Origin of the sequence: Acinetobacter sp. Ver3, from assembly GCF_000632455.1 — a bacterium.
In the GTDB taxonomy this organism is placed as follows: Bacteria; Pseudomonadota; Gammaproteobacteria; order Pseudomonadales; family Moraxellaceae; genus Acinetobacter.
This window is the reverse complement of record NZ_JFYL01000001.1, coordinates 139,526-161,693: the sequence shown is the minus strand read 5'-3', so window position 1 is coordinate 161,693 and position 22,168 is coordinate 139,526. Positions and strand designations below refer to the sequence as shown.

Here is a 22,168-nt window from a genome sequence, read left to right as displayed (position 1 = left end):
ACTGCAACCAAAATATAATTTCATTAAAACAGGAATGTAAAATTTTAAAGACCGAAAAACAGGTCTTTTAAAAGGTCTCTAAATTGGTCATTATTTGTCTGTTATTTACATATCTAGGACATTACGAATATGAACAATATTATTCATTCACGCTTTGTCACTAGTTTTACCGATATCTCTCAACAAAAGAGAATTCAATGATGGGTAAAAAACTTGAAGACCTCATCAGAGAGCGTAGTCCTGAAAGTCAAAAGCGAATTATGGAAAATGCAAAAATAATTTTGAACGATTGTCTTTGGGAAGATGTGCATTTAACAAAACTAGCAGAAAAAGCTAAAGGGCAAAAAACGATTAAACTCACTTTAGACGAGCTACGAGCTCGAGTTCATAAAAACCACGCTTAAAAAGTTCGATAAGCTTAATCCAAAAAAAGTGGAACAGTTTATTCGTAATATGATGCCATTTTAGACAATCCCTAGATTCCGAAAAACAAACTCAGTGGATCGGTCGATTTGTATAATGTAAAACTCAGGTCAGCAGTCTATCGTTTGGTTTATCAAGTCACCGATGCAAAAATTGTGGTACTGGTCTTAGACTTAGACCGCCTTGATACGACTTATAAAAAATTATAATTATTTCAAACTCTCTTTATGCTCTTGTCCCCAAACCGCCATTTGCACCATTAACTTTTCTAATCTCCGACCTGATGACGTCAGATCATACATTGAGGTCGTTTTACCCGTGGTTTCATCATGAGACTCAATTTTTTCAACAACATTGTTCAATTCAAGTTCTTTGAGCTCTTTAGAAATCATTCTGGGTGTAATGCCTTGCAGCAGACGTTCAATCTCATTAAAACGGCGTGGCTGTTTAATCATGGTTGCAACAATCGCAAGTTTCCATTTGCCATTAATGACGTTCATGGCATTTTTAAGTGCCACAATAAACATCAAATTACATTGGTCATCCTCGCTTAATGTTTCTGCATTCTCTTTCATAAAATCAGCCATCTATCCTCCCATCTCGTCACAAAATTTAATCAAATGAAATCCTAAATTCACTATACAACAGTATAGTGATCTCGTTTTTTAACTCGCCTATAAATTACATCATTGCAAAAATAATCCAAGGTTATTGAATGATTTTAGTTACTGGTGCTACTGGCCATTTAGGGCGAAGCGTAGTGCAACAATTAAAGCAACAGCTACAAAACAATGAATTTGCTATATTGGCGAGAAACTTAGAAAAAGCCAAACCTTATGTCAATGAACATATTGAAGTCCGTGAAGGAGATTTCAATCAACCTGAAAGTTTGATCAAAGCCTTTCAGCGTGTCGACAAGCTACTTCTTATTTCAACGATGGAAATGAATCGCTTTGAACAACATAAGAATGTCATCGATGCTGCGCGTGAAGCAGGTGTTCAACATGTGTATTACACAGGTTTATCCATTCAAAATATTGAAAATTCAGCAGTGAAGGATTTGATGATCAGTCATTTTCAAACTGAAGATTACCTCAAAGCAAGCGGACTGAAATATACACTCCTACGCAACACCATGTATGCAGAAGCGATTCCACAAATTATCGGTGAAAGGGTCATCGATACAGGCATCCAGCTCTCTGGAGGAGCGGGAAAAGTGCCTTATGTGCTAAGAGCAGAGTTAGGAGAAGCAATAGCAAATGCCTTAATTCAAAATGATCATGAGAATAAGGTCTATGAGTTAGTCGGCAGCCAAACTTATAGCTATCAAGATATTGCTGATGAGCTAAGTCAACTCAAAACAATACCAGTGGAATATCACGATCTCACTGAAGAAGCCTATCAACAGTTGTTAAAAAGAATCGGTTTGCCCGAATTTCTGATCTATCTCACACATGGCACAGTCGTAGATATTAAACATCGACAGTATGAAGTTCAAAGCCAAGATTTAGAAAAACTTTTAGGTCGTCCAAGCCAATCACTCAAATCAATGTTGGCGAGTTTATACGCTTAAAGAATTAAAAATATTCACATTTAAATATTATAGGTAAATACATGAAATTATTAGAAGCTTTACAGTGGCGTTATGCAACCAAACAAATGACTGGTGAAAAACTACCGCAAGAATTAGTCGATCAAATTCTTGAAGCTGCGCGTTTAGCACCGACCTCAGCGGGCTTACAACCGTTCCATATTATCTCGATCAGCAACCAAGAACTTAAAGAGAAAATTTCACCAGTTGCATTGAATCAACCGCAAATTACCCAGTCATCGCATCTTTTGGTATTTACGGCTTGGGATACGATTCCAGACGAGCGTATCGATGAACGCTATAACGCAATGAATCGTGAGCGTCATTTACCTTTAGATACGACCATGGATGTGGTGCAAAACTTAAAGAACCTGTTCTCGACGTTTACTGAAGAGCAGCAATACCACCATACTGCAAAACAAGCACATATTGGCTTTGGTATGGCAATTGCGGCAGCAGCTGAGTTAGGTGTAGATGCAACGCCAATGGAAGGTTTTGATAAAGATGGTCTGGATGAATTATTAGGTTTAAAAGAAAAAGGCTTAAAGTCTGTGGTGCTATTGGCACTAGGTCGCCGTAATCCAGAAAAAGATTGGTTAATTGGATTGAAGAAATTCCGTATTCCGCGTGAGGAGTTCGTCACTGATATCCAGTAAAGTATTTCATTAGAACAAGAAGACAAAATAATAACTATTCGAGTTGACCGTCTATCTCCAGAAAGGCGGTCTTTTTGCATTTCTGAACATTGAACAAATCAAGTGCACAATTTTGATTCATGCACATTTTTGAATCTTTCCGACGACTTTTTCCTAGCTCTCTTTTATATATCTCAAGAAAAGTTTTGGCACGTTTTCTGCATTTACCTAGTATTACCAATTCTTTTTTTTGTAATACCTAGAGGTGCTGCAGATGACGACAAATCAATACAAACAATCGAAGCATCCCATCCTTCAATTCTTCATTGAACTGATGAGTGTCCGTGCGGGTTTACACCTACAACAATCTCAAAAACCTAAGGAGCTCAAACGTGCCTAAACAGAAGCTGGCGCGGATCAGCATCACCTTACCTGAAAATACATTGCAGGCTATGGATCAAAAAATTGTAGATCAACATTATGAAAGCCGATCTCAAGCCATTGTTGACATGATTAACCACCATTTGATCAATGACCTTGTTAGCCGCAATGAAGTCATGGTCGGTACTTTAACCTTATTGTATGACGTCAGTTTAAAGCCATTAAGAACACAACTTATTGATTTACAGCAACAGTTTTTGACTCAGGTGATTAGTTCACTACATATCCAATTAGATGATGACAAAGTCATGCAGGTGATGTTGATGCAAGGGGTCAGCAGTGACCTAAAAGCCATAAGTGAGCAATTTAAAGCATTAAAAGGGGTAATTAAGGGGCATTTAGAGCTGATGGATGCAGTCATGCCACCTATTCCTCAAAATTCGGAACACGTATAAGGAGCACCGTCGTGCAGACATTATGGACTATACAAGATTGGCAACAGGCTTATACAAATCAAACTATTCAGTTGAATGACTTAAAGCGTTATGTTGCTGAACTCTGCAATGATGATCACGCTTGGATTTCAATAGCCAGTGCAGAGCAAATACAGGCGCAGATTGATGCATTGGTCCATCAGGATATCGCTGATCTTCCGTTATATGGCGTGCCATTTGCTGTCAAAGACAATATTGATGTTGCTGGATTTTATACCACTGCGGCGTGCCCAGACGCGGCTTATTTAGCAACGCAAGATGCAACCGTCGTGGCTAAGCTTAAATCTGCTGGTGCAATCGTGGTGGGCAAGACCAATCTAGATCAATTTGCCACGGGATTGGTTGGCGTACGTTCACCCTATGGGGCAGTAAAAAACAGTTTCAATCCGGATTATATCAGCGGTGGATCAAGCTCTGGCTCAGCGGTTGCAGTAGCAAATGGGTATGTACCATTCGCCCTCGGCACTGATACAGCAGGTTCTGGCAGAGTTCCCGCGGGTTTCAATAATATTGTCGGACTCAAACCAACCAAAGGCTGGTTTTCAGCCACAGGTTTAATCCCTGCATGTCGAAGTATTGATGTGATCTCAATTTTTGCAACTCAAGTAGAGGATGCTTGGACGGTAGCACAATTGATGCAAGGTTATGATGCGACCGATGCTTATTCAAGACAGCATCCGAGAACAGTCCCGACACAATTTTCGAAGGGCAAGATTGCAATCCCAGATCACTTAGAATTTTATGGTGATACTCAAAGTGAGCAAGCATTTCAAACAGCCATTGCTCGAATGAAATCGCTCGGATTTCAAGTTAAAGAGATTGATTTCACAGTATTTAATCAATTGGCTGCTGCATTGTATAACCGCTCATGGGTTGCGGAGCGTACGCATGCCGTCGAACACAAAGTTCGACGTGAGCAATGTCATCCGGTAATTAAGCAAATTATTGATCAAGCTGATCACTTCAATGCTGTAGATGTGATGCAAGATGAGTATCAGCGTGCAGAATGGGCTAGGCAGATCAATCTTCAATTAAAAAATTATGATGCGTTGATGGTGCCAACAGCTCCTACGATTTATCGCATTGCAGATGTTGAAGCAGATCCGATCCAAAAGAATTCGCATATGGGGGCTTATACCAATTTTGTTAATTTTGCTGATTTATCAGCATTGGCACTCCCAAATGTCATCCGTGATGATGGTTTGCCAAGTGGTATCACTTTAGTTGCTGGCGCTTGGATGGATCAAGCTTTGGCACACTTCGGTCAGCAATGGCAAGCGACTTCAGGATTAAATTTAGCAACGTCAAAGCAAGGCTATCAAATTCATAAATCAATAGGATCTGAGCACACCATTAAATTAGCAGTGGTGGGAGCACATCTTACAGGCATGCCGCTGAATTTTCAGTTAACGAGCAGACAAGCCACCTTGGTTAAAAAAACGCGTACTGCGCCGTATTACAAACTATTTGCTTTAAAAAATACTCAGCCACCTAAGCCGGGGCTACAACGAGATACATCAGGTCATTCTATTGAAGTGGAAGTGTGGGATGTACCAAGAGCATTGTTCGGTGACATTGTTGCTGAAGTCCCAGCACCACTTGGTATTGGCAATGTCCAACTCATTGATGGAACGTGGGTGAAAGGCTTTATATGTGAAAAACATGCTTTAGCAGATGCACTTGATATCAGTCACTTTGGTGGATGGCGTGATTATATTCAAGCCTCAAATTTTACCAATACTAAATTTAAGTGCACGAGCATTGGTGAGGTGGTGCAATGAAAACGATGGTATGGGGAGTCATTGGAACTGTACTGTTATTCGTGGGTTGTGATAAAACCGCAAAAATTCCAGAACCAAGTCAACATGCTCAAGCCGAAAAATCAATGCAACCGATTCGGATTGGTTACAGTGATTGGCCGGGATGGGTGGCATGGCAAGTTGCTATTGAGAAAGGGTGGTTTAAAGAAGCTGGATTAAACGTAGAGTTTAAATGGTTTGATTATTCAGCCTCTATGAATGCTTTCGCAGCAAACCAATTGGATGCGGTTTCTGTTTCTCATGGGGATAATTTGGTCATCGCCTCAGGTGGAACGCGTGGCATTATGATTTTAGCAACTGATTATTCATCAGGGAATGATGTCATTCTTGCAAAAGAGGGCATTCATAGTGTGGCAGATCTTAAGGGTAAAACGATTGCAGTCGAAAAAGGGCTGGTCGATCATAATTTATTGAACACCGCACTTTCAGATCAAAATATATCAGCCAATGAAATCAAATTGATTAATGCAGCAACCAACGAATTACCCCAAGTGTTTAGCAGCCCAGATGTGGATGCCATCGCTGTATGGCAACCTGTAGCAAATCAAGCTTTAAAAAGCGTAGCTGGGTCCAAAATTATCTATAGTTCTCAAGATAAACCAGGATTGATCTATGATACGTTGACGGTAAATATGACGCATTTATCTAGGCATCAAGCAGAGTGGAAAAAAGTGCTACAAGTATGGGATCGAACCGTCAAATATATTCAAGATCCTGTGACGAGAAACGATGCTTTGATGATTATGTCCAAACGTGTTGGTGTAGATCCTGAGCAATATGAACAATTTATTCAAGGCACACATTTGTTGGATCTTGAGGCAAATCAAAAGGTATTTAAACGCTCTTCAACTTTAGATTCTATTTATGGATCAACTTATCATGTCAATAAGTTTAATCTTGAAAATGGAGTTTATACGGTAAAACTAGATATTGATGGGCTGATTTATCCAAAATTGGTTGAATCATTTAAATAAAAAAAAGCCCAGTGCAGAGGGGCTTGCACTGGGCACAAAGTTGGACTGAATGATTGGTCGGTAGAGCAACAGAGTTGCCTACCTTGTATGTATTAACAATAGATAAAAATGGAAAAACTAGGAAACGGATTAAAATCATAAAATCAATCGTTTTATACAATGAATGCGTTAGCGTGTATGAAGTGTCTATAAATCAACAAAAAATCACATATTTTTCACGAATGAACGCTTAACATCAACGTTTGATGCGAATGAAAAAGGATCATGTGCGTTGTATACAACAGCTGATATTTCCAGAATTATTGAAATGGCGTGGGAAGATCGGACACCCTTCGAAGCCATTCTGCTGGAATACGGATTAAACGAAAGTGCAGTCATTCGATTGATGCGACAACAATTAAAAAAAAGTAGTTTTGAAATGTGGCGTAAACGTGTTGCGGGGCGAAATACCAAGCATCTTCACAAGCGCTCACCAGATATTTTAAGAGCTTACTGTACTCGACAATATAAACCGAAGTAGGCCTATTGGGAGATAAAGCTTTGCGTATTTTAAAACAACGAAAATGGTGGATTCTCATTCTGCTCATTTCGATGGGTGGGATATATTTCATTTTCCGTTGGTGGCAAGGTCCTGTAGTCGAAACTTACCTAATCGAAGAAAAACCACTGATTCAAACAGTGGTCGCTTCAGGTCGTGCTGAAAATGTAGCACGTAGTGAAATTGGAAGTGAAATTTCAGGTGTGGTGATTGAGCGACGCGTGCAAGAAGGTCAACGAATAGCAGCAGGAGATGTACTGTTAATTATTCAATCTGATGATTTAAAAGCACAAGTCCGTGAAGCAGAAGTTGCGCTAGAGGAATTGCGGAAAATTCGCTATCCACAAGCGCAGGTTGAATTGAAAACGGCAGAATTCCAATTACAACAAGCCAGTCGCGAAGCAAGACGTCGTCAGCAAACGGAACCGGGAGTGCTTTCTGTAGAGGAAAAAGAACAAGCCTTAGAAGCTGAACGCTTAGCGAGAAATCAATTATCTGCGGCAAAACTGAAGGCGCAAAGCCTTGCTCCAGGTCAAGTGGAAGAAAAAACCTTAAGTGAAAGATTAAATGCACTACGTGCCCAATTGGCAAAAAGTGAAATTCGGGCACAAGTATCGGGTACGATCTTGACGCGTGAAGTCGAAAAAGGGGATGCGATTCAACCTGGAAAGGTGCTCTTTACAGTCGCAGTTGATAGTCCAACGCAAATTAAAGTGGCGGTGGATGAGCAAAATTTACCTTATCTGAAATTGGGTCAAAAAGCGGAAGTGATTGCAGATGCTTATCCAGAGCAAGCATTTCCAGCTGAAGTTAACTTTATTGCACCTAATATTGATCCTCAACGTGGTACGGTTGAAGTCAAATTGGCGGTGAACTCTGTACCCAATTTTTTGAAGCAAGATATGACAGTCTCAGTGAATGTCGAAACAGCACGTCGAAATAAAACCAAAGTAATAGCCAATGACGCGCTTATTGACCCTTCAACCACGCAAGCTGAAGTTATGGTGGTAAGAGAGGGCAAGGTCCAACGTCAATCTGTAAAATTAGGGTTGCGTGGGACTGCCATGTCTGAAATCTTATCAGGGTTGGATCACAATGATCAGGTCGTTATAAAGCCTGATCAAGTAAAAGCGGATCAGCGTGTCAGAACTAAGCAGGTACAAGCACTTTGAAGATGAAGCGTTTATGGACCAATTGGCTCATCGCTGTTGGGTTTTTACGCGAGGGTCGCAGTCAAACACTGATGATTATTGGTGGTGTTGCTATTGGTGTTGCCGTTATTGTCTTTATTAGTGCATTAATTCAGGGGCTTCAGTCCAATTTGATTGAGCGTACGTTGGGTACTCAGGCACATATTAGTTTACATGCACCAGATGAGGTCAATCGCGTCGTTAAAGTGCCTGAGGGCGTAGCACACATCATCCATGAAGATCAAAGGGCTCAAAGACTCAAGTCGATCAATAACTGGCAAGAAGTTCTTGAAAATCTAGACAATATCAAGACGCTCAATGCCGTTTCTCCCATGGTTTCAGGACCTGCACTGGTAAAACGGGGGGAAGCGATTCAGTCAGTTGCGATTATGGGGATTGATTTACCACGTTATCAACGTATTGTACCTTTGCAAGAGTATCTTAAAACTGGTCAGCTTCGTTTAAAAGCAGATGATGTACTCATCGGAAGTGAGTTGGCCAAAGACCTTGGTGTGCGCGTAGGCAGTAAAATTCGCGTTGATAACGGTCAAGATATTAACGCCGTCATGAATGTAACGGGTATTTTTGAACTCGGGGTCAAAGAACTAGACTCACGCTATATGTATATCGATCTAAAGCGGGCACAGTCTTTATTGGGTTTGCCGGGTGGGGTTACCATTATTGATCTTCGTATTTCTGATATTTTCTCCGCAGATCAGGTCGCAACGCAAATTCATCGTCTCACTGGATTAAAAGCTGAAAGTTGGATTGAAAGTAATGCGCAATTGATGAATGCGATTTCAGCGCAAAGTCTTTCAACCAATATGATAATTATATTTGTTGGAATATCTGTTGCATTTGCGATCGCCAGCGTACTCTCCATTACAGTGGTACAGCGTACACGTGAGATCGGAATCTTGCGTGCTACAGGTGCGAGCCGAGAACAAATTTTGATGATCTTTCTCATTCAAGGTGCGATTTTCGGCTTACTTGGTTCTATTGTTGGAATCCTGACCAGTTATGCATTGGTTTGGTCATTTAATGAATTTGGCCCAGGGTTATTCTACATTCCAATTTCACCCTATTTGATTGGATCCGCTTTATTACTTGCAACATTGAGCGGTTTAATTGCAGCGGCGATTCCTGCCCGTCGTGCAGCGCGTTTAGATCCTGTGGAGGCAATCCGTCATGTCTAATCACGATGAAGTACTACGTTTAGAGGCTTTGAAAAAGTCTTATAACATTGGACAACCCAATGAAATAGAAGTGCTGCATGGGATTAATTTTGCGATACATCGTCAAGATTTTGCTGCGTTAATTGGACCTTCTGGTTCAGGTAAAAGTACGTTATTAAATATTTTAGGTTTACTGGATCAACCCACCAGTGGTGAAATTTATTTACTTGGTCAACCAACCAGTCAAATGGAAGATCAACAAAGAACGGAATTGCGTGGGAAGAGCATAGGATTTGTGTTTCAGTTTCATCATTTGATTCAAGCGTTCACCGTTATTGAAAATGTTTTGATGCCTCTAATGTTGGCGCATGGCAAACCCAATCAACAAGCTTTAGATCGAGCACATGATTTGTTAAAAGCGGTAGGATTGAGTCAATTTGCACAACGAAAAGCCAGTCAACTTTCTGGTGGGCAGCAACAACGTGTCGCAATCGCCAGAGCTTTAATCACTCAGCCTGCTTTGCTCCTCGCTGATGAACCTACAGGTAATTTGGACAGTCAAACAGCGAGCGAAGTCTTTGAGCTGTTTCGTGAAGTAAATGAGCAACAAAATTGTGCGGTATTGTTAGTGACCCATGATCCACGATTATCCGCTACATGTGATCGAACCATTCAATTGGTAGATGGACGAATTGAACGTGATGAAATGAAGTCGTGATTAATCCAAGGCTGCATTTAAAATGGTGTGGTCAAAAGGATTGATGTTGCATGCTTTATCCTGACCGTTAGTGTGATCAGGATGTAGCGCCTTATTTAGAATGACTGACCTTGGTCATTCTTGGAATTTTAGGTAAGTCGGCGAGTGCTGGATCAAGTTCATCTTCTTCAGCATGTACCAAAGCATCTACACGTTGTCTTAACGATTTAAATTTTTCAGTGAGCATCAATTCATGCTGACGTGGTCTTGGTAGATCAACCTCAATGATTTCCTTAATTTCGCCAGGATTGGCCTTCAATGCCACAATCCGATCGGCCAGTAAAATCGCCTCGTCCATATCGTGTGTCACAAAAATAATCGTGATATCAATATTGGCCCAAAGATCGATCAGATGCTTTTGCATTTTTTGACGCGTATGAGGATCTAAAGCCCCAAAGGGTTCATCCATCAAAAGAATTTTCGGCTGATTCACGAGCGCGCGAGCGATGGCAACGCGTTGTTTCATCCCTCCAGAAAGTTCATGAGGGTATTGCTGCTCAAATTTTTCAAGTCCGATAATGTTGATCCATTCACGGGCTTGCGCCTCAGCTGTAGCATTGCTGGCACCTCGCATGAGTGGACCAAACATGACATTTTCTTTTACCGTTTTCCATGGAAACAGTGTGTAGCCTTGGAAAACCATGCCACGCTCTGGACTCGGTCCTGTGATGGTTTCACCGTCTACCAGTAATTCACCACTGGTATATGGATCAAGACCTGCCACAATACGGCTAAAGGTAGACTTACCGCATCCTGAAGGACCAATAACACAGATAAATTCACGTTTATGAATTTTTAAATCTAAAGCATTTAAAATGGTGCGCTCAGTTTTTCCGTGGCTAAACTTTTGGGTGAGATTTTTCGCTTCTAAAATGACGGGACGAGCGTAAATTTTGTCAAAGTAAGCGCGGGCATCAAAATCTGAGGGTTGAATTAGTGAAGACATTAGCGAGCTCCCGTTTTCCATTTAAATAAGTGCTGTCCAAGTTTCATTAAAATCACGTCGCAAATCAGACCAATCAAACCGATAATCAAAATTGCGGCAAAAACATTGTCAAAGTTTTGATAGCGAGCTTGTTGAGTGATGAACCACGTGATACCGGATGTACTTCCTATGAGTTCTGCAACGATTAAATAGGTCCAAGCCCAACCTAAAAGTACACGAAGGTTTCGATAAATTTCTGGGAGTGCAGCAGGGATGACCACATATAATAAACTTTTGATTTTATTGGTTCCTAAGGTGAATCCAGCTTCAACAAGACTGCGGTCGACCAGACGGGTGGTATTGGCAATAATAAGAATTTGTTGGAATAAGGTCCCAATCACAATAATGGCAATTTTAGGTGCGTCATTAATGCCCAAAATCGCAACAGCAAGAGCGCCAAAGGCTGGTGCAGGCAGATAGCGAAAGAACTCTACAAAAGGTTCAGTTAATTGAGAAATTTTATGAGAAAAACCGCAAAGAATACCCAAAGGAATACCGATCAAAGAAGAAATAAAAAATGCGGTAAACACCAATTTAATGCTGTGCCATAAACTTTCATGAAACCATGGTGCATTTGCTTGAGCGGGTGACGTTGTAAATGTGGTCACTAAGGCTGTAGCGACTTCATCTGGTGCGGGTAGATAAATGGGATTGACCAAAATTCCCCGAGGTGGTGGCAGTCCTTGATCGACTGCCGATTGCGCTTCAGCATAATAAACTTCTCTACTGACACGGCTATCGACTTGTAAAAATGATGTGCTACCAGAATCTGTGATTTGAACTTGGGGATGCCAAATAAAAGGCAAATAACTTACTGCACACCAGATTAAAATTGGAATTAAAAACGATCCAAAACCAAGCAAAAATTTATGCTTTTGACTCAATTCTCGTGCAACATAGCTCATTGTTGCCACCTCAGTAATACAAAAAATAAAATTCGTATGATTAGGTAGCAAAATCGATGCCATTTTCGAAGCGTGCTTTAAAAGCGCTAAATTTTTAAGTTTTCATTCATTTTTCTTATGTACATTATTTCAATATCAAGGTTTCGATCATCAAAATATGATGGAGAATTACAACTCTTCACTTGATTGTGATCACTATCACGTTTTAAATGCAGATAGAAAAGATGAGAGCCTGCTTAAATGAGATCGGCTAAATTTGTGACATTCTTAGCATGTATGTTCATGTTCCAAAGCCTTTGGAATGTGGCGGCGGCTTTTTGTGTTCATGAAAGCGACTCAACATCGACACAAAGTTTTCACTTTGGTCATCATCAACCTGTACTTTGCCAAGCCGATCTTTCAAATCAAAGTCCGAAGTCCCAAATTGAAAAATATTTAGTGCTTAGCGATGATCAAAGCGTGACGCTAGAAGAAAAAGCGCAAATCGATGTTTTGGATCATCAAGATCATCTGCCGTCGATGTCTCAGTTTATTCTTGCTGTAAACGAGAATTTGCCTTCATCACAACACATCGAAAAGATTTACCAAAATCACTTTCTTTGGATTAATGCCTATCAATCGCCTCATTTAGGTAAAATCCCTCCGCCTCCTGAATTAACCCCGCTATTGGTGGGGTAGCCTAAAAATTTCCCACCACTTATTTTTAAATTAGTGGGAAATTCACATGTCTTTTAAATTAAAACATTCCATTCGATTATGGCTGGTTTTAGGTTCGCTTAGTTTGGGTGCAAATGCTCAAGCAATGACAGTCAATTCGCTTGAACAAGCACTCGTTCAAGTGTCTCGATATCAACAATCAGAACAGATTTGGCAGCAACGACAACAAATGTCAGAACTTGCAGTCAAGCAAAGTGGACTTTGGCAAAACCCGACCATCACTCTGTCTCGAGATGGCTTTGGCTCGAATCAAGATCAAGAGTTAAGTCTAGGTATTAGTCAGCCGATCGACATTTTTGGTCAAAGACGGATTCAAAAAAATATAGCGCGTTTGGCGGGTCAACAAAATGAATTGCAAGAAAAGTTGTGGGAAGCACAAAGCCAATTAATCGTGAAGTATGCTTGGTCACAGTTTTTAATTTCGCAATCTGAAGCACAAATTCAAAAGTCTCAACTGCAAGTCAGTCGTGAAACTTTAGACAGCGCTAAAAAACGATATCAGGCAGGAAGCATAGCCTTGGTTGAGTATGAACGAGCGCAGATTGAAGCGGCAGAAAATGAACGCAATTATCAGCAAGCCATTTTAAATAAAGAAATTGCAAAACGTAATCTTTCTAATCTCTGGGGAGAAACTGAAGCAGAGGTGAAGGTTGATTCAAATCGGATTTATTGGCCTGACCAAGTTGAACAGAATGTTCAAAATTATATTTCTGCAGGTTATTTAGAAAAGCTTTATGCACTCAATGTTGTACAGGCTAATCAACGAATTGAGCAACTTAAAGTAAAAGCAAAACCAAATCCAAATTTGAATGTAGGGATGACGCGAACAAAAGCGCCCAATGAGACAAACGATACTAGTTTATCTGTGGGTGTAGATATTCCGTTCAATATTTTTAATCGTCAGCAATACCAAATTCCGCTTGCCCAACGTCAGCAATCTCTACTTGAGCGTCAACAACAAAGAGAACTCAAACAACAAATTTTAGAGATTGCAAACTCATTTCATCAGGTGCGAGGCTTAAAACTACAGTATGACGCTGTACTGAGACAGAAAGGCTTGTCTGAAAAAGTACAGACGCGCTCTTTGCTCGGTTTTAAAAATGGAAAACTTTCAATCACTGAGGTGCAACAAGCAACGACACAATTACAAAATATTCGGCTCAGTCAAATTCAGCTCTTAAGAGAGGCATGGCAAACCGCACTTGCTGCTGAGGCATTAAGTATTGGTACCAGTTATGAACAAATTAGTCGTTCGGATGCCTATACCCAATTACTCAAAGAGGCTGTGTCACAGTCAGAAAATTTCATCAATATAGGGGCAGAATAAAATGAGATCTATACAACAAGGAAAAATAAACCAAGCATTCTTCATCGCCCTGATTATTGGGGTGACGGTAGTTATCGGGATTTGGATTGTTTTCAAAGATAATAACAAAACAGCAATTGTCGAGAGTGAAGAGCAAGCTGAAACGTCGAATGGCGCAGAAGCTGATCATGCAGAAGAAGGTGAGATTGAACTCACATCTAAACAGCTAGTCGAACATAGTATAAAAATAGAATCAGCTCAATTAGGTGCAATTCCGCGATACACAAACTTGCCTGCAAAATTGATGGTAAATACAGATCAACAAGCGCATACTTCCCCTAATTTTGCTGGTCATGTTGAACAAGTGAATGTAGCACTGGGACAAGAAGTAACTAAAGGTCAAGTACTTGCAGTATTAAGTGTCCCAGAGCTCATTGACCAACAAGCGAATTTGAGAATGGCGCAATCCAATTTAGATTTGGCACGCCAAGATTTGCAACGTGAACAACGGATGTGGTCGCAGGGGATCTCCGCAAAACAGGATTTGCAACGTGCTGAAAATGCATATCGTCAAGCACAAATCACAGTGCAAAGTGCCAATGCACGTTTACAAGCTTTGGGAGCTTCAGCAGGTTCGAATGGGCGTTTTACCATTCGTTCGCCTATCTCGGGCGTGATCAGCCAAAAAGACATCGTGGTAGGTGAAAATGTGCAACTTGCAGATCAGATTTTCATCATCGAACAATTAAAAGATTTATGGCTCGAATTTGTGTTACCTGCAGATGCGAGTAATCAAATTCGTGCACAACAAAATATTCAATTCAAATCTTTACAATCAGGTCAGACGTATACAGCAGTTGTGCAATCGTTAACGTCGCAAGCAGATGCGCAGACTGGTCGCTTGATTGTTCGCGCTAAAGTTCAAGGAAAGGCAAGTGAGTTAAGACCAAATTTGATGGTAAATGTTGAACTTCAAAGTCCCGATGCATCCAATGTATTACGCGTTGCAAAAAATGCAGTGCAACAAATCGAAGGTAAATCAGCAATATTTATTGTTACAGAACAAAAAAATGGAAAACTCCACTTTAAAGCACAACCCATTGAAGTAGGTGAAATGTCTTCAGATGGTCAATGGGCAGAAATTAAGTCTGGTCTTCAAGCGGGGCAAAAATATGTCAATCAAGGCAGCTTCTTACTGAAATCGGAGTTAGAAAAAGGAGAAGCTGACCATGGGCACTAATCATGACATGCCGAAGGCTGAAGGGCTATTTGAGCGAATTATTCAGTTTTCAATTCAACATGCGATTTGGATCATGCTGTTTGCCTGTGCTTGGATTGCTGTTGGAGTTTATAGTTATCAAAAATTGCCAATTGATGCAGTTCCAGACATTACCAATACACAGGTTCAAATTAATACCCAAGCCAATGGATTTACTGCGCTCGAAGTTGAGCAACGCATTACGTATCCAATTGAAAATGCCATGGCGGGGATACCAGATCTTGAATTAACCCGTTCGATCTCTAGGTATGGTTTATCTCAGGTCACCATTGTCTTCAAAGATAGCACTGATATTTACTGGGCACGTCAACAAATTAATCAGCGTGTGCAAGAGGTTCAATCCGAATTACCTGATGATATCGCACCTACCATGTCTCCAGTATCTACGGGGCTGGGTGAAATTTATCAATGGGTACTAAAAGCTGAGCCAAAGGCTAAAAAACCTGATGGTTCTTCATACACAGCAATGGATTTACGCGAAATTCAAGATTGGATTGTGCGTCCACAATTGCAACGGGTAAAAGGCGTTGCAGAGGTGAATACTATTGGAGGATTCAATAAAACATATGTTGTTTCGCCAGACTTGAATCGTATGCAACAACTACAAGTCAGTTTGACGCAACTTCAACAAGTTCTTACTGAGAACAATGAAAATCGTGGAGCAGGATTTATTGAAGATGGAGGTCAACAACTGACAGTACGAGTTCCTGGAACACTGAATACGATACAGGATATTGAAAATACAACGGTGGTTACCTTAAATGGAAATCCTGTCCGTGTTTCAGATATTGCTTCAGTGTCGATTGGACATGATCTTAGAACAGGTGGAGCTACCTATAATGGAGAAGAAACCGTACTCGGCATCGCCATGATGATGATGGGTGAAAACAGCCGTAGCGTTGCACAAGCGGTTGATCAAAAAATTCAGGAAATCCAAACCACACTGCCCCAAGGCGTAAAAATAGAAACTGTTTACGATCGTACCACCTTAGTCGAGAAAGCCATTAAGACAGTTCAAAAGAACTTAGTCGAAGGTGCAATTTTGGTGATTGTGATTTTATTCATTTTCTTGGGAAATATTCGAGCAGCTTTAATTACAGCATGCGTGATTCCACTTTCGATGTTATTTACATTATCAGGTATGGCACAGCAGAAAATTAGTGCCAACCTTATGAGTTTAGGTGCGCTAGATTTCGGAATTATTGTAGATGGCGCGGTGGTAATTGTCGAAAACTGTATTCGCCGATTAGCTCATGCCCAAGAACAGTTTAAACGACCTTTAACCCGTTCAGAGCGCTTCAAAGAAGTATTCCTTGCTGCTCGTCAAGCACGCCGTCCTTTAATTTTTGGTCAAACGATTATTTTAGTGGTGTACTTGCCCATTTTTGCGTTGAGTGGTGTTGAAGCAAAAATGTTTCACCCTATGGCACTCACCGTAGTATTAGCACTTATTGCTGCGATCATTTTATCCATCACTTTTGTTCCTGCAGCGGTAGCCTTATTTGTAACAGGTGAAGTGAAGGAGAAAGAAGGGCGTTGGATGGTATGGATGAAGGAAAAATATCTAAAAGCATTAGATATGACTTATTTATATCGAACGGTCATGTTAACGCTCGCAGTCAGTATTTTAGTTTTAACAGGGTTGTTGGCGACACGTTTAGGAAGTGAATTCGCACCGCAATTAAGCGAAGGTGATTTTGCAATTCAACAAATGCGTTCACCCAGTACCAGCTTAGAAGAATCGTTAAGAATGCAGGAAATGACTGAGAAACTTTTGCTTCAAAATTTTCCAGAAATTAAAAATGTTTTCGCACGAACTGGTACTGCTGAAGTGGCGACAGATGTGATGCCACCCAATATCTCAGATGGATTCATTATGTTGAAACCTCGTCAAGAGTGGCCGAATCCCAAAGAAAGCTTAGATGATTTAAGGTCACGTATTGAAGCTTTTTTGGAGACTTTGCCTGGCAACAATAGTGAATTTTCTCAACCCATTGAATTGCGTTTTAATGAGCTCATTTCTGGAGTCCGCAGTGACATAGGTATAAAAATTTTTGGCGATGATATGCAGGTGTTAAACGATGAGGCTGCCAAAATTGCCAGGATTGTGCAAAAAATCAGTGGCAGTACCGCAGTCAAAGTAGAACAGACTTCAGGTTTACCTTTGTTAAATATAGATGTAAATCGTTCTTTAGCAGCGCAATATGGTCTTTCGGTTCGTGAAATACAAAATTTAGTCGCTTCAAGTATCGGTGGTCAACAAGTCGGTGAAATTCTACAAGGCGACCGCCGTTTTGATTTTGTTATTCGACTTACTGATCAAGATCGGACAGTCATGGGGATTGCACAATTACCCATACAACTCCCCAATGGTGGGACAGTAAGACTGGCAGATGTGGCTACAGTGTCAAATATTGATGGTATGAATCAGGTGAGTCGTGAAAATGGCAAGCGTAAGATTATTGTGACGGCAAATGTTGAAGGGCGAGATCTGGGTTCATTTGTCCAAGAGTTGCAATCTAGCCTCACGACATATGCATTACCGAGCGGCTATTGGATTGAGTATGGTGGACAGTTTGAGAATTTGGCATCTGCCAAAGCTAGAATGACTATCGTGATTCCATTGGCTTTGATTACGATTTTTATCCTGCTGATGGCTGTATTCAAAAATATCAGAGAAAGTTTATTGGTGTTCACGGGCGTACCCTTTGCTCTCACGGGTGGAGTCTTATTTTTATGGTTACGTGATATTCCTATCTCAATGTCTGCCGGTATTGGTTTTATCGCTTTATCAGGTGTCGCTGTTCTGAATGGACTGGTTATGTTGACCTTTATTAAGGAGCTAAGAAGTGAATACAGTTTAAAAGATGCCATTTGGCAAGGTGCAGTGTTGCGATTACGTCCTGTGCTGATGACGGCTTTTGTGGCGTCTTTAGGATTTGTTCCAATGGCCCTCGCTACGGGTACGGGTGCTGAAGTACAGCGACCGCTTGCGACAGTGGTTATCGGTGGAATAATTTCGTCTACAATACTGACGCTACTACTTTTACCTGTATTGTATAGGTGGATGAATCAAGCAAAAGCAGAACAATAAATTAAACAATAGCATTATGTATATGAATCAGATCCTCACTTTATTTTAAGTGAGGTTTCTGATGAGGAGTATAAAATGGGTAGTTCGCATAATCATGATCACAGTCATGTGGAAGTCAGTAAAGGCAACGCAAAGAAACTGACTTTTGCACTCGCTTTAACCACGACCTTTCTAATTGTTGAGGTCGTTGCAGCATTCCTTACCCAAAGTTTAGCTTTATTGTCTGATGCTGCACATATGTTTACTGATGCTGCCGCTTTAGCCATCGCGTTGGTTGCAATTAAGATTGGTCAAAAACCTGCAGACAACAAGAGAACTTTTGGATATCAACGGTTTGAAATTTTGGCAGCTCTATTTAATGCGGTGATGTTATTTATCGTTGCAATTTATATTTTGGTAGAAGCGATTCATCGATTAAGTAATCCGCCTGAAATTCAAAGTGTTGGAATGATGATTGTTGCCGTCATTGGCTTAATCATTAATTTAATTTCGATGAAGATTCTTTTCTCAAGTAGTCAGGACAGCCTCAATATCAAAGGGGCATATCTAGAAGTATTAAGTGATGCACTTGGTTCTGTGGGTGTGATCATCGGCGCTGTGATTATTTATTTTACAGGTTGGGTACTCGTTGACACGATTATTGCAGTCCTCATTGGGTTTTGGGTTTTACCCCGTGCTTGGATTCTCGCCAAGCAAAGTGTCAACATCCTGCTCGAAGGTGTGCCTGATGAAATTGATATTGAAAAGCTCCGTGCAGATTTATTATCGCTTGAAGGAGTCACGGATATTCACCAACTCAAAGTTTGGGCGATCACATCCAAAAAAGTCATGCTCACAGTTCATTTGGTTGCACCGAATGTCGATCCTAAACGTTTACATCAACAAGCTTTTGAAATGTTAAGTCATGATCATCATATTACTGAAATGACCTTGCAGATAGAAGATGATGCATATCACCATGAACTAGAACATCAGCATTAAAAAAGCCCCCGAAAGGGGCTTTTTTTAGATTTAGAGAATTTAAATGGATCTACACAGATTCAAGTGTTGCGTTTTTGGTTGTGGTGTGCAGCCCATTCGTTGATGACTTACGGTATTGAGCACCACGATGATCATCGGGAAGTAATGGTCCATGACCAAACAACTTTTCTCTCAGTGTCCCCTTGGTATATTCTGTAGGATAAACACCGCGACGTTGTAACTCAGGAATGACGTATTCGACCACGTCTTCAAAAGATTGATGTGCCAAAATATAAGCCAAATTGAATCCATCAATGCCAGTTTCATCCACCCATTCTTGAAGACGATCGGCAACTGTGCTTGGTGAGCCGACAATCACGGGTCCATTTCCACCTACACTGGTCCATTTTGCAATTTCTTCAATGGTCCAAACTTTGTCTGGATCTGCTTCTACGTAAGATTGCAACATAGATTGAATAGCATTGGTATGAATATATTCAATCTGGTCTGTAGCTTTGAATTGTGAAAAATCTACACCAGACCACCCTGAAGCGAGTGTTAATCCACCATCATAACTTCCGTAAGATTGATACTCTGCAAATTTAGCCTGCGCTTTCTCATCAGTTTCATCGACCACAATCGCAAGCATCGTATAAATTAAAACAGCGTTTGGATCTTTACCTTCTTGAACAAGATTATGGCGAATTCCTTGTGCTAACTTTTTTACAGCAACTTTCGTTGGTGCAGATATAAATACGCATTCTGCATTTTGACTTGCAAATTTCTGTCCACGCTTTGATGCACCTGCTTGGTATAATACAGGTGTGCGTTGCGGAGAAGGTTCACAGATATGAATACCTGGCACGCTAAAATATTTACCTTCATGTTGGATTGGATGAACTTTGGTGTGATCCGCAAAAATACCAGCGGCTTTGTCGCGTCGTACCGCATCATTTTCCCAAGAACCTTCCCAAAGTTTATATAAAACTTCCAAATACTCGTCTGCAATATCATAACGATTGTCGTGACTCACTTGGGTTTTTAAACCTAAGTTTTTGGATCCGCTTTCTAGATATGAAGTCACAATATTCCAACCCGCGCGACCTTTGGTGAGATGATCCAACGTGCTCATACGTCGTGCGAAGGGATAAGGATGTTCGAATGAAATAGAGGTGGTTACACCAAAGCCTAAATGTTGGGTGACTGCTGCCATTGCTGGAACAATCTGAATTGGATCATTCACAGGAACTTGAACAGCACCATTTAAAGCATGTTGAGCCGATTGATGATACACATCATAAATACCCAAAACATCTGCAAGAAAAATACCGTCAAAAATACCTTTTTCTAATATTTTTGCTAAATCAGTCCAATATTCCAAATCTTTATATTCCGTAGAGCGATCGAGCGGATGACGCCATAAGCCTGGAGACTGATGTGCAATGCAATTCATTTCAAAAGCATTAAATCGTATATGTTTAGTCATAATTAAAATATAAAATAATTAAATGGTTATATTTTTATTATATGAAATATCATACTTATTATTTAATGAGAAAAACTGCAATATACATAATAAAAAAATAAATGATTTATTTTGTTTGAAATTAGATTAGTAAATAAAATAATCGTATAAAAAATTAAAATAATTAGTGCTAATTTTATTTTATTCAATTTTTTGAAGAGAATAAAATGACTGCACAAATAGATATAAAATTGCATGAAGCTGAAATTTCAAAAGAATTCTACCAAATTCATCAGCCAGCGCATGTGATTAAGACAGATGAAGAAGCGATTCAAATCGCACAACAGCTCGCTGAAGATTTTGCAAAGGAGGCCTCCATTCGTGATCACGAACGCCGTTTACCTTTGAGTGAAATTAATAAGTACTCTCAATCAGGGCTTTGGGCAATTAACATTCCAAAGCAATATGGCGGTGCAGGAGCGAGCTACAAGACTCTCGCTGAAGTTGTTAAAACCATTTCTAGCGCTGATCCATCACTAGGTCAAATCGCACAAAATCATTGGGTGTTTCTAGAGCATATCCGTTTAGATGCCACCGAAGAACAAAAACAATTCTTTTTTAAAGCCGTACTGGGTGGAGAGCGTTTGGGGAATGCTTTCTCAGAAAAAGGGTCTAAGACGGTTGCCGATCTCACCACAAAAATCGAATTTGATGCTTCTGGCAATGGGATTGTGAATGGTCAAAAATTCTTTGCGACTGGAGCTTTACTGGCACACCGCATTCCGGTTGTTGCGATTGATGCTGAAGGAAAACCATTTGCTGCAATCGTGCCACAAGGGACAGAAGGTGTAAAAATTATCAATGATTGGAGTGGGTTTGGTCAGCGTACAACGGTCAGTGGATCAGTCGAATTAAACAACGTTAAAGTAGATGCAAAATTTATCGTTCCAATTTATCAAGCTTTTGTAAGACCGACTGCAGCTGGAGCAATTTCTCAATTTATTCAAGCTGCTGTAGATGCTGGGATTGCGCGTGGTGCGATTCAAGAAACGATTCATTACGTTCGTAACTTTGCACGTCCATGGATTGATTCAGGTTTAGATAAAGCAAGTTCAGATCCATATACCATTGCCAATATTGGTGAATTGAAAATTAAGCTGCGTGCTGCTGAAGCGGTTCTGGATTTGGCAGGATTAGCGATTGATTTAGCACTTGAACAACCGACCGAAGATCACATTAATGAAGCAACATTGCTCGTGGCTGAAGCAAAAGTCTTGACGACTGATATTGCGATTTTAGCAGCGAATAAATTATTTGAGCTTTCTGGTACGCGTTCGACCTTATCAGAATTAAATTTAGATCGTTATTGGCGCAATGCCAGAACACACACTTTGCATGATCCCGTGCGTTGGAAATACAACATTGTAGGAAATTATTTTCTAAATGATGTCCCACCACCACGTCATCCATGGAGCTAAT

Annotated in this window: 22 protein-coding genes; 18 read left to right on the top strand and 4 right to left on the bottom strand. The window is 40.4% G+C overall.

What is annotated here, in order from left to right; all coding sequences use genetic code 11:
* The first annotated feature begins 197 nt into the window (after positions 1–197).
* Together CL42_RS00775 and CL42_RS17695 are read left to right on the top strand one after the other, a co-directional pair.
* Positions 198–404 (top strand): hypothetical protein, encoded by a 207-nt coding sequence (locus tag CL42_RS00775; protein WP_228133215.1) that lies wholly within the window; start codon positions 198–200, stop codon positions 402–404.
* A 108-nt stretch (positions 405–512) separates the two neighbouring features.
* Complete coding sequence (locus CL42_RS17695) at positions 513–632, top strand: type II toxin-antitoxin system RelE family toxin (RefSeq protein ID WP_416202001.1); 120 nt, start codon at positions 513–515, stop codon at positions 630–632.
* Here the strand turns inward: CL42_RS17695 and CL42_RS00770 are convergent, their stop codons facing one another.
* Positions 633–1,010, bottom strand: coding sequence for a winged helix-turn-helix transcriptional regulator (locus CL42_RS00770; RefSeq protein WP_051586490.1), 378 nt, complete (start codon positions 1,008–1,010; stop codon positions 633–635). It lies immediately after the preceding gene.
* Between the two features lie 128 nt (positions 1,011–1,138).
* On the opposite strand from CL42_RS00770, the gene CL42_RS00765 reads away from it, so the two are divergent.
* From CL42_RS00765 to CL42_RS00725, 10 genes are all read left to right on the top strand, one after another.
* Positions 1,139–1,996 carry an SDR family oxidoreductase gene (locus tag CL42_RS00765; protein ID WP_035263845.1) on the top strand — a complete coding sequence of 286 codons (858 nt, stop codon included), beginning with the start codon at positions 1,139–1,141 and terminating at the stop codon, positions 1,994–1,996.
* Between the two features lie 41 nt (positions 1,997–2,037).
* Positions 2,038–2,670, top strand: a complete 633-nt coding sequence (locus CL42_RS00760; protein ID WP_035263843.1) for an NAD(P)H-dependent oxidoreductase — start codon at positions 2,038–2,040, stop codon at positions 2,668–2,670.
* 253 nt (positions 2,671–2,923) lie between these two features.
* Entirely contained in the window at positions 2,924–3,049 is a 126-nt protein-coding gene (locus CL42_RS17630) for a hypothetical protein (protein WP_265596978.1), read from the top strand.
* Positions 3,042–3,485 (top strand): CopG family ribbon-helix-helix protein, encoded by a 444-nt coding sequence (locus CL42_RS00755; RefSeq protein WP_035263841.1) that lies wholly within the window; start codon positions 3,042–3,044, stop codon positions 3,483–3,485. The genes CL42_RS17630 and CL42_RS00755 overlap by 8 nt, the downstream gene beginning before the upstream one ends.
* Positions 3,486–3,496: 11 nt before the next feature.
* Positions 3,497–5,305, top strand: coding sequence for an allophanate hydrolase (gene atzF, locus CL42_RS00750; RefSeq protein ID WP_035263839.1), 1,809 nt, complete (start codon positions 3,497–3,499; stop codon positions 5,303–5,305).
* Positions 5,302–6,318, top strand: coding sequence for an ABC transporter substrate-binding protein (locus CL42_RS00745; protein WP_035263837.1), 1,017 nt, complete (start codon positions 5,302–5,304; stop codon positions 6,316–6,318). The genes atzF and CL42_RS00745 overlap by 4 nt, the downstream gene beginning before the upstream one ends.
* A 271-nt stretch (positions 6,319–6,589) precedes the next feature.
* Entirely contained in the window at positions 6,590–6,838 is a 249-nt protein-coding gene (locus CL42_RS00740) for a TIGR03643 family protein (protein ID WP_035263835.1), read from the top strand.
* Between the two features lie 20 nt (positions 6,839–6,858).
* Positions 6,859–8,028, top strand: a complete 1,170-nt coding sequence (locus CL42_RS00735; RefSeq protein ID WP_035263863.1) for an efflux RND transporter periplasmic adaptor subunit — start codon at positions 6,859–6,861, stop codon at positions 8,026–8,028.
* A 2-nt stretch (positions 8,029–8,030) separates the two neighbouring features.
* Complete coding sequence (locus CL42_RS00730; protein WP_035263833.1) at positions 8,031–9,242, top strand: ABC transporter permease; 1,212 nt, start codon at positions 8,031–8,033, stop codon at positions 9,240–9,242.
* Positions 9,235–9,939, top strand: a complete 705-nt coding sequence (locus CL42_RS00725; RefSeq protein ID WP_035263831.1) for an ABC transporter ATP-binding protein — start codon at positions 9,235–9,237, stop codon at positions 9,937–9,939. The genes CL42_RS00730 and CL42_RS00725 overlap by 8 nt, the downstream gene beginning before the upstream one ends.
* A 91-nt stretch (positions 9,940–10,030) precedes the next feature.
* Here the strand turns inward: CL42_RS00725 and CL42_RS00720 are convergent, their stop codons facing one another.
* Both CL42_RS00720 and CL42_RS00715 read right to left on the bottom strand, forming a co-directional pair.
* Positions 10,031–10,924: an ABC transporter ATP-binding protein gene (locus CL42_RS00720; protein ID WP_035263830.1), complete on the bottom strand. Its 894-nt coding sequence runs from the start codon at positions 10,922–10,924 to the stop codon at positions 10,031–10,033.
* Positions 10,924–11,868, bottom strand: coding sequence for an ABC transporter permease (locus CL42_RS00715; protein WP_035263861.1), 945 nt, complete (start codon positions 11,866–11,868; stop codon positions 10,924–10,926). Before CL42_RS00715 ends, CL42_RS00720 begins: the two co-directional genes overlap by 1 nt.
* A gap of 240 nt (positions 11,869–12,108) precedes the next feature.
* On the opposite strand from CL42_RS00715, the gene CL42_RS00710 reads away from it, so the two are divergent.
* From CL42_RS00710 to CL42_RS00690, 5 genes are all read left to right on the top strand, one after another.
* Positions 12,109–12,546, top strand: coding sequence for a cation efflux protein, CzcI-like (locus CL42_RS00710; protein WP_081403212.1), 438 nt, complete (start codon positions 12,109–12,111; stop codon positions 12,544–12,546).
* A gap of 46 nt (positions 12,547–12,592) precedes the next feature.
* Complete coding sequence (locus CL42_RS00705) at positions 12,593–13,912, top strand: TolC family protein (RefSeq protein ID WP_035263828.1); 1,320 nt, start codon at positions 12,593–12,595, stop codon at positions 13,910–13,912.
* Between the two features lies 1 nt (position 13,913).
* Entirely contained in the window at positions 13,914–15,131 is a 1,218-nt protein-coding gene (locus CL42_RS00700) for an efflux RND transporter periplasmic adaptor subunit (RefSeq protein WP_035263826.1), read from the top strand.
* Complete coding sequence (locus tag CL42_RS00695) at positions 15,121–18,264, top strand: efflux RND transporter permease subunit (protein ID WP_035263824.1); 3,144 nt, start codon at positions 15,121–15,123, stop codon at positions 18,262–18,264. Before CL42_RS00700 ends, CL42_RS00695 begins: the two co-directional genes overlap by 11 nt.
* Positions 18,265–18,339: 75 nt before the next feature.
* Positions 18,340–19,245: a cation diffusion facilitator family transporter gene (locus CL42_RS00690; RefSeq protein WP_035263822.1), complete on the top strand. Its 906-nt coding sequence runs from the start codon at positions 18,340–18,342 to the stop codon at positions 19,243–19,245.
* Between the two features lie 49 nt (positions 19,246–19,294).
* On the opposite strand, the gene CL42_RS00685 is transcribed toward CL42_RS00690, so the two are convergent.
* A complete protein-coding gene (locus CL42_RS00685) occupies positions 19,295–20,710 on the bottom strand; it encodes an LLM class flavin-dependent oxidoreductase (protein WP_035263817.1) in 1,416 nt (471 codons plus the stop codon).
* A 206-nt stretch (positions 20,711–20,916) separates the two neighbouring features.
* Between CL42_RS00685 and CL42_RS00680 the strand changes: the two genes are divergently transcribed.
* Entirely contained in the window at positions 20,917–22,167 is a 1,251-nt protein-coding gene (locus tag CL42_RS00680; RefSeq protein ID WP_051586488.1) for an SfnB family sulfur acquisition oxidoreductase, read from the top strand.
* Position 22,168 lies beyond the last annotated feature (1 nt).

Bases quoted from the DNA above. Each gene is read 5' to 3' on its own strand.
- CL42_RS00705 (WP_035263828.1), top strand. From the start codon at position 12,593: ATGTCTTTTAAATTAAAACATTCCATTCGATTATGGCTGGTTTTAGGT.
- CL42_RS00680 (WP_051586488.1), top strand. From the start codon at position 20,917: ATGACTGCACAAATAGATATAAAATTGCATGAAGCTGAAATTTCAAAA.
- CL42_RS00765 (WP_035263845.1), top strand. From the start codon at position 1,139: ATGATTTTAGTTACTGGTGCTACTGGCCATTTAGGGCGAAGCGTAGTG.
- CL42_RS00700 (WP_035263826.1), top strand. From the start codon at position 13,914: ATGAGATCTATACAACAAGGAAAAATAAACCAAGCATTCTTCATCGCC.
- CL42_RS00730 (WP_035263833.1), top strand. From the start codon at position 8,031: ATGAAGCGTTTATGGACCAATTGGCTCATCGCTGTTGGGTTTTTACGC.
- CL42_RS00745 (WP_035263837.1), top strand. From the start codon at position 5,302: ATGAAAACGATGGTATGGGGAGTCATTGGAACTGTACTGTTATTCGTG.
- CL42_RS00720 (WP_035263830.1), bottom strand. From the start codon at position 10,924: ATGTCTTCACTAATTCAACCCTCAGATTTTGATGCCCGCGCTTACTTT.
- CL42_RS17630 (WP_265596978.1), top strand. From the start codon at position 2,924: ATGACGACAAATCAATACAAACAATCGAAGCATCCCATCCTTCAATTC.
- CL42_RS00760 (WP_035263843.1), top strand. From the start codon at position 2,038: ATGAAATTATTAGAAGCTTTACAGTGGCGTTATGCAACCAAACAAATG.
- CL42_RS00775 (WP_228133215.1), top strand. From the start codon at position 198: ATGATGGGTAAAAAACTTGAAGACCTCATCAGAGAGCGTAGTCCTGAA.
- CL42_RS00685 (WP_035263817.1), bottom strand. From the start codon at position 20,710: ATGACTAAACATATACGATTTAATGCTTTTGAAATGAATTGCATTGCA.
- CL42_RS00710 (WP_081403212.1), top strand. From the start codon at position 12,109: ATGAGATCGGCTAAATTTGTGACATTCTTAGCATGTATGTTCATGTTC.
- CL42_RS00690 (WP_035263822.1), top strand. From the start codon at position 18,340: ATGGGTAGTTCGCATAATCATGATCACAGTCATGTGGAAGTCAGTAAA.
- CL42_RS00695 (WP_035263824.1), top strand. From the start codon at position 15,121: ATGGGCACTAATCATGACATGCCGAAGGCTGAAGGGCTATTTGAGCGA.
- CL42_RS00770 (WP_051586490.1), bottom strand. From the start codon at position 1,010: ATGGCTGATTTTATGAAAGAGAATGCAGAAACATTAAGCGAGGATGAC.
- CL42_RS00715 (WP_035263861.1), bottom strand. From the start codon at position 11,868: ATGAGCTATGTTGCACGAGAATTGAGTCAAAAGCATAAATTTTTGCTT.
- CL42_RS00725 (WP_035263831.1), top strand. From the start codon at position 9,235: ATGTCTAATCACGATGAAGTACTACGTTTAGAGGCTTTGAAAAAGTCT.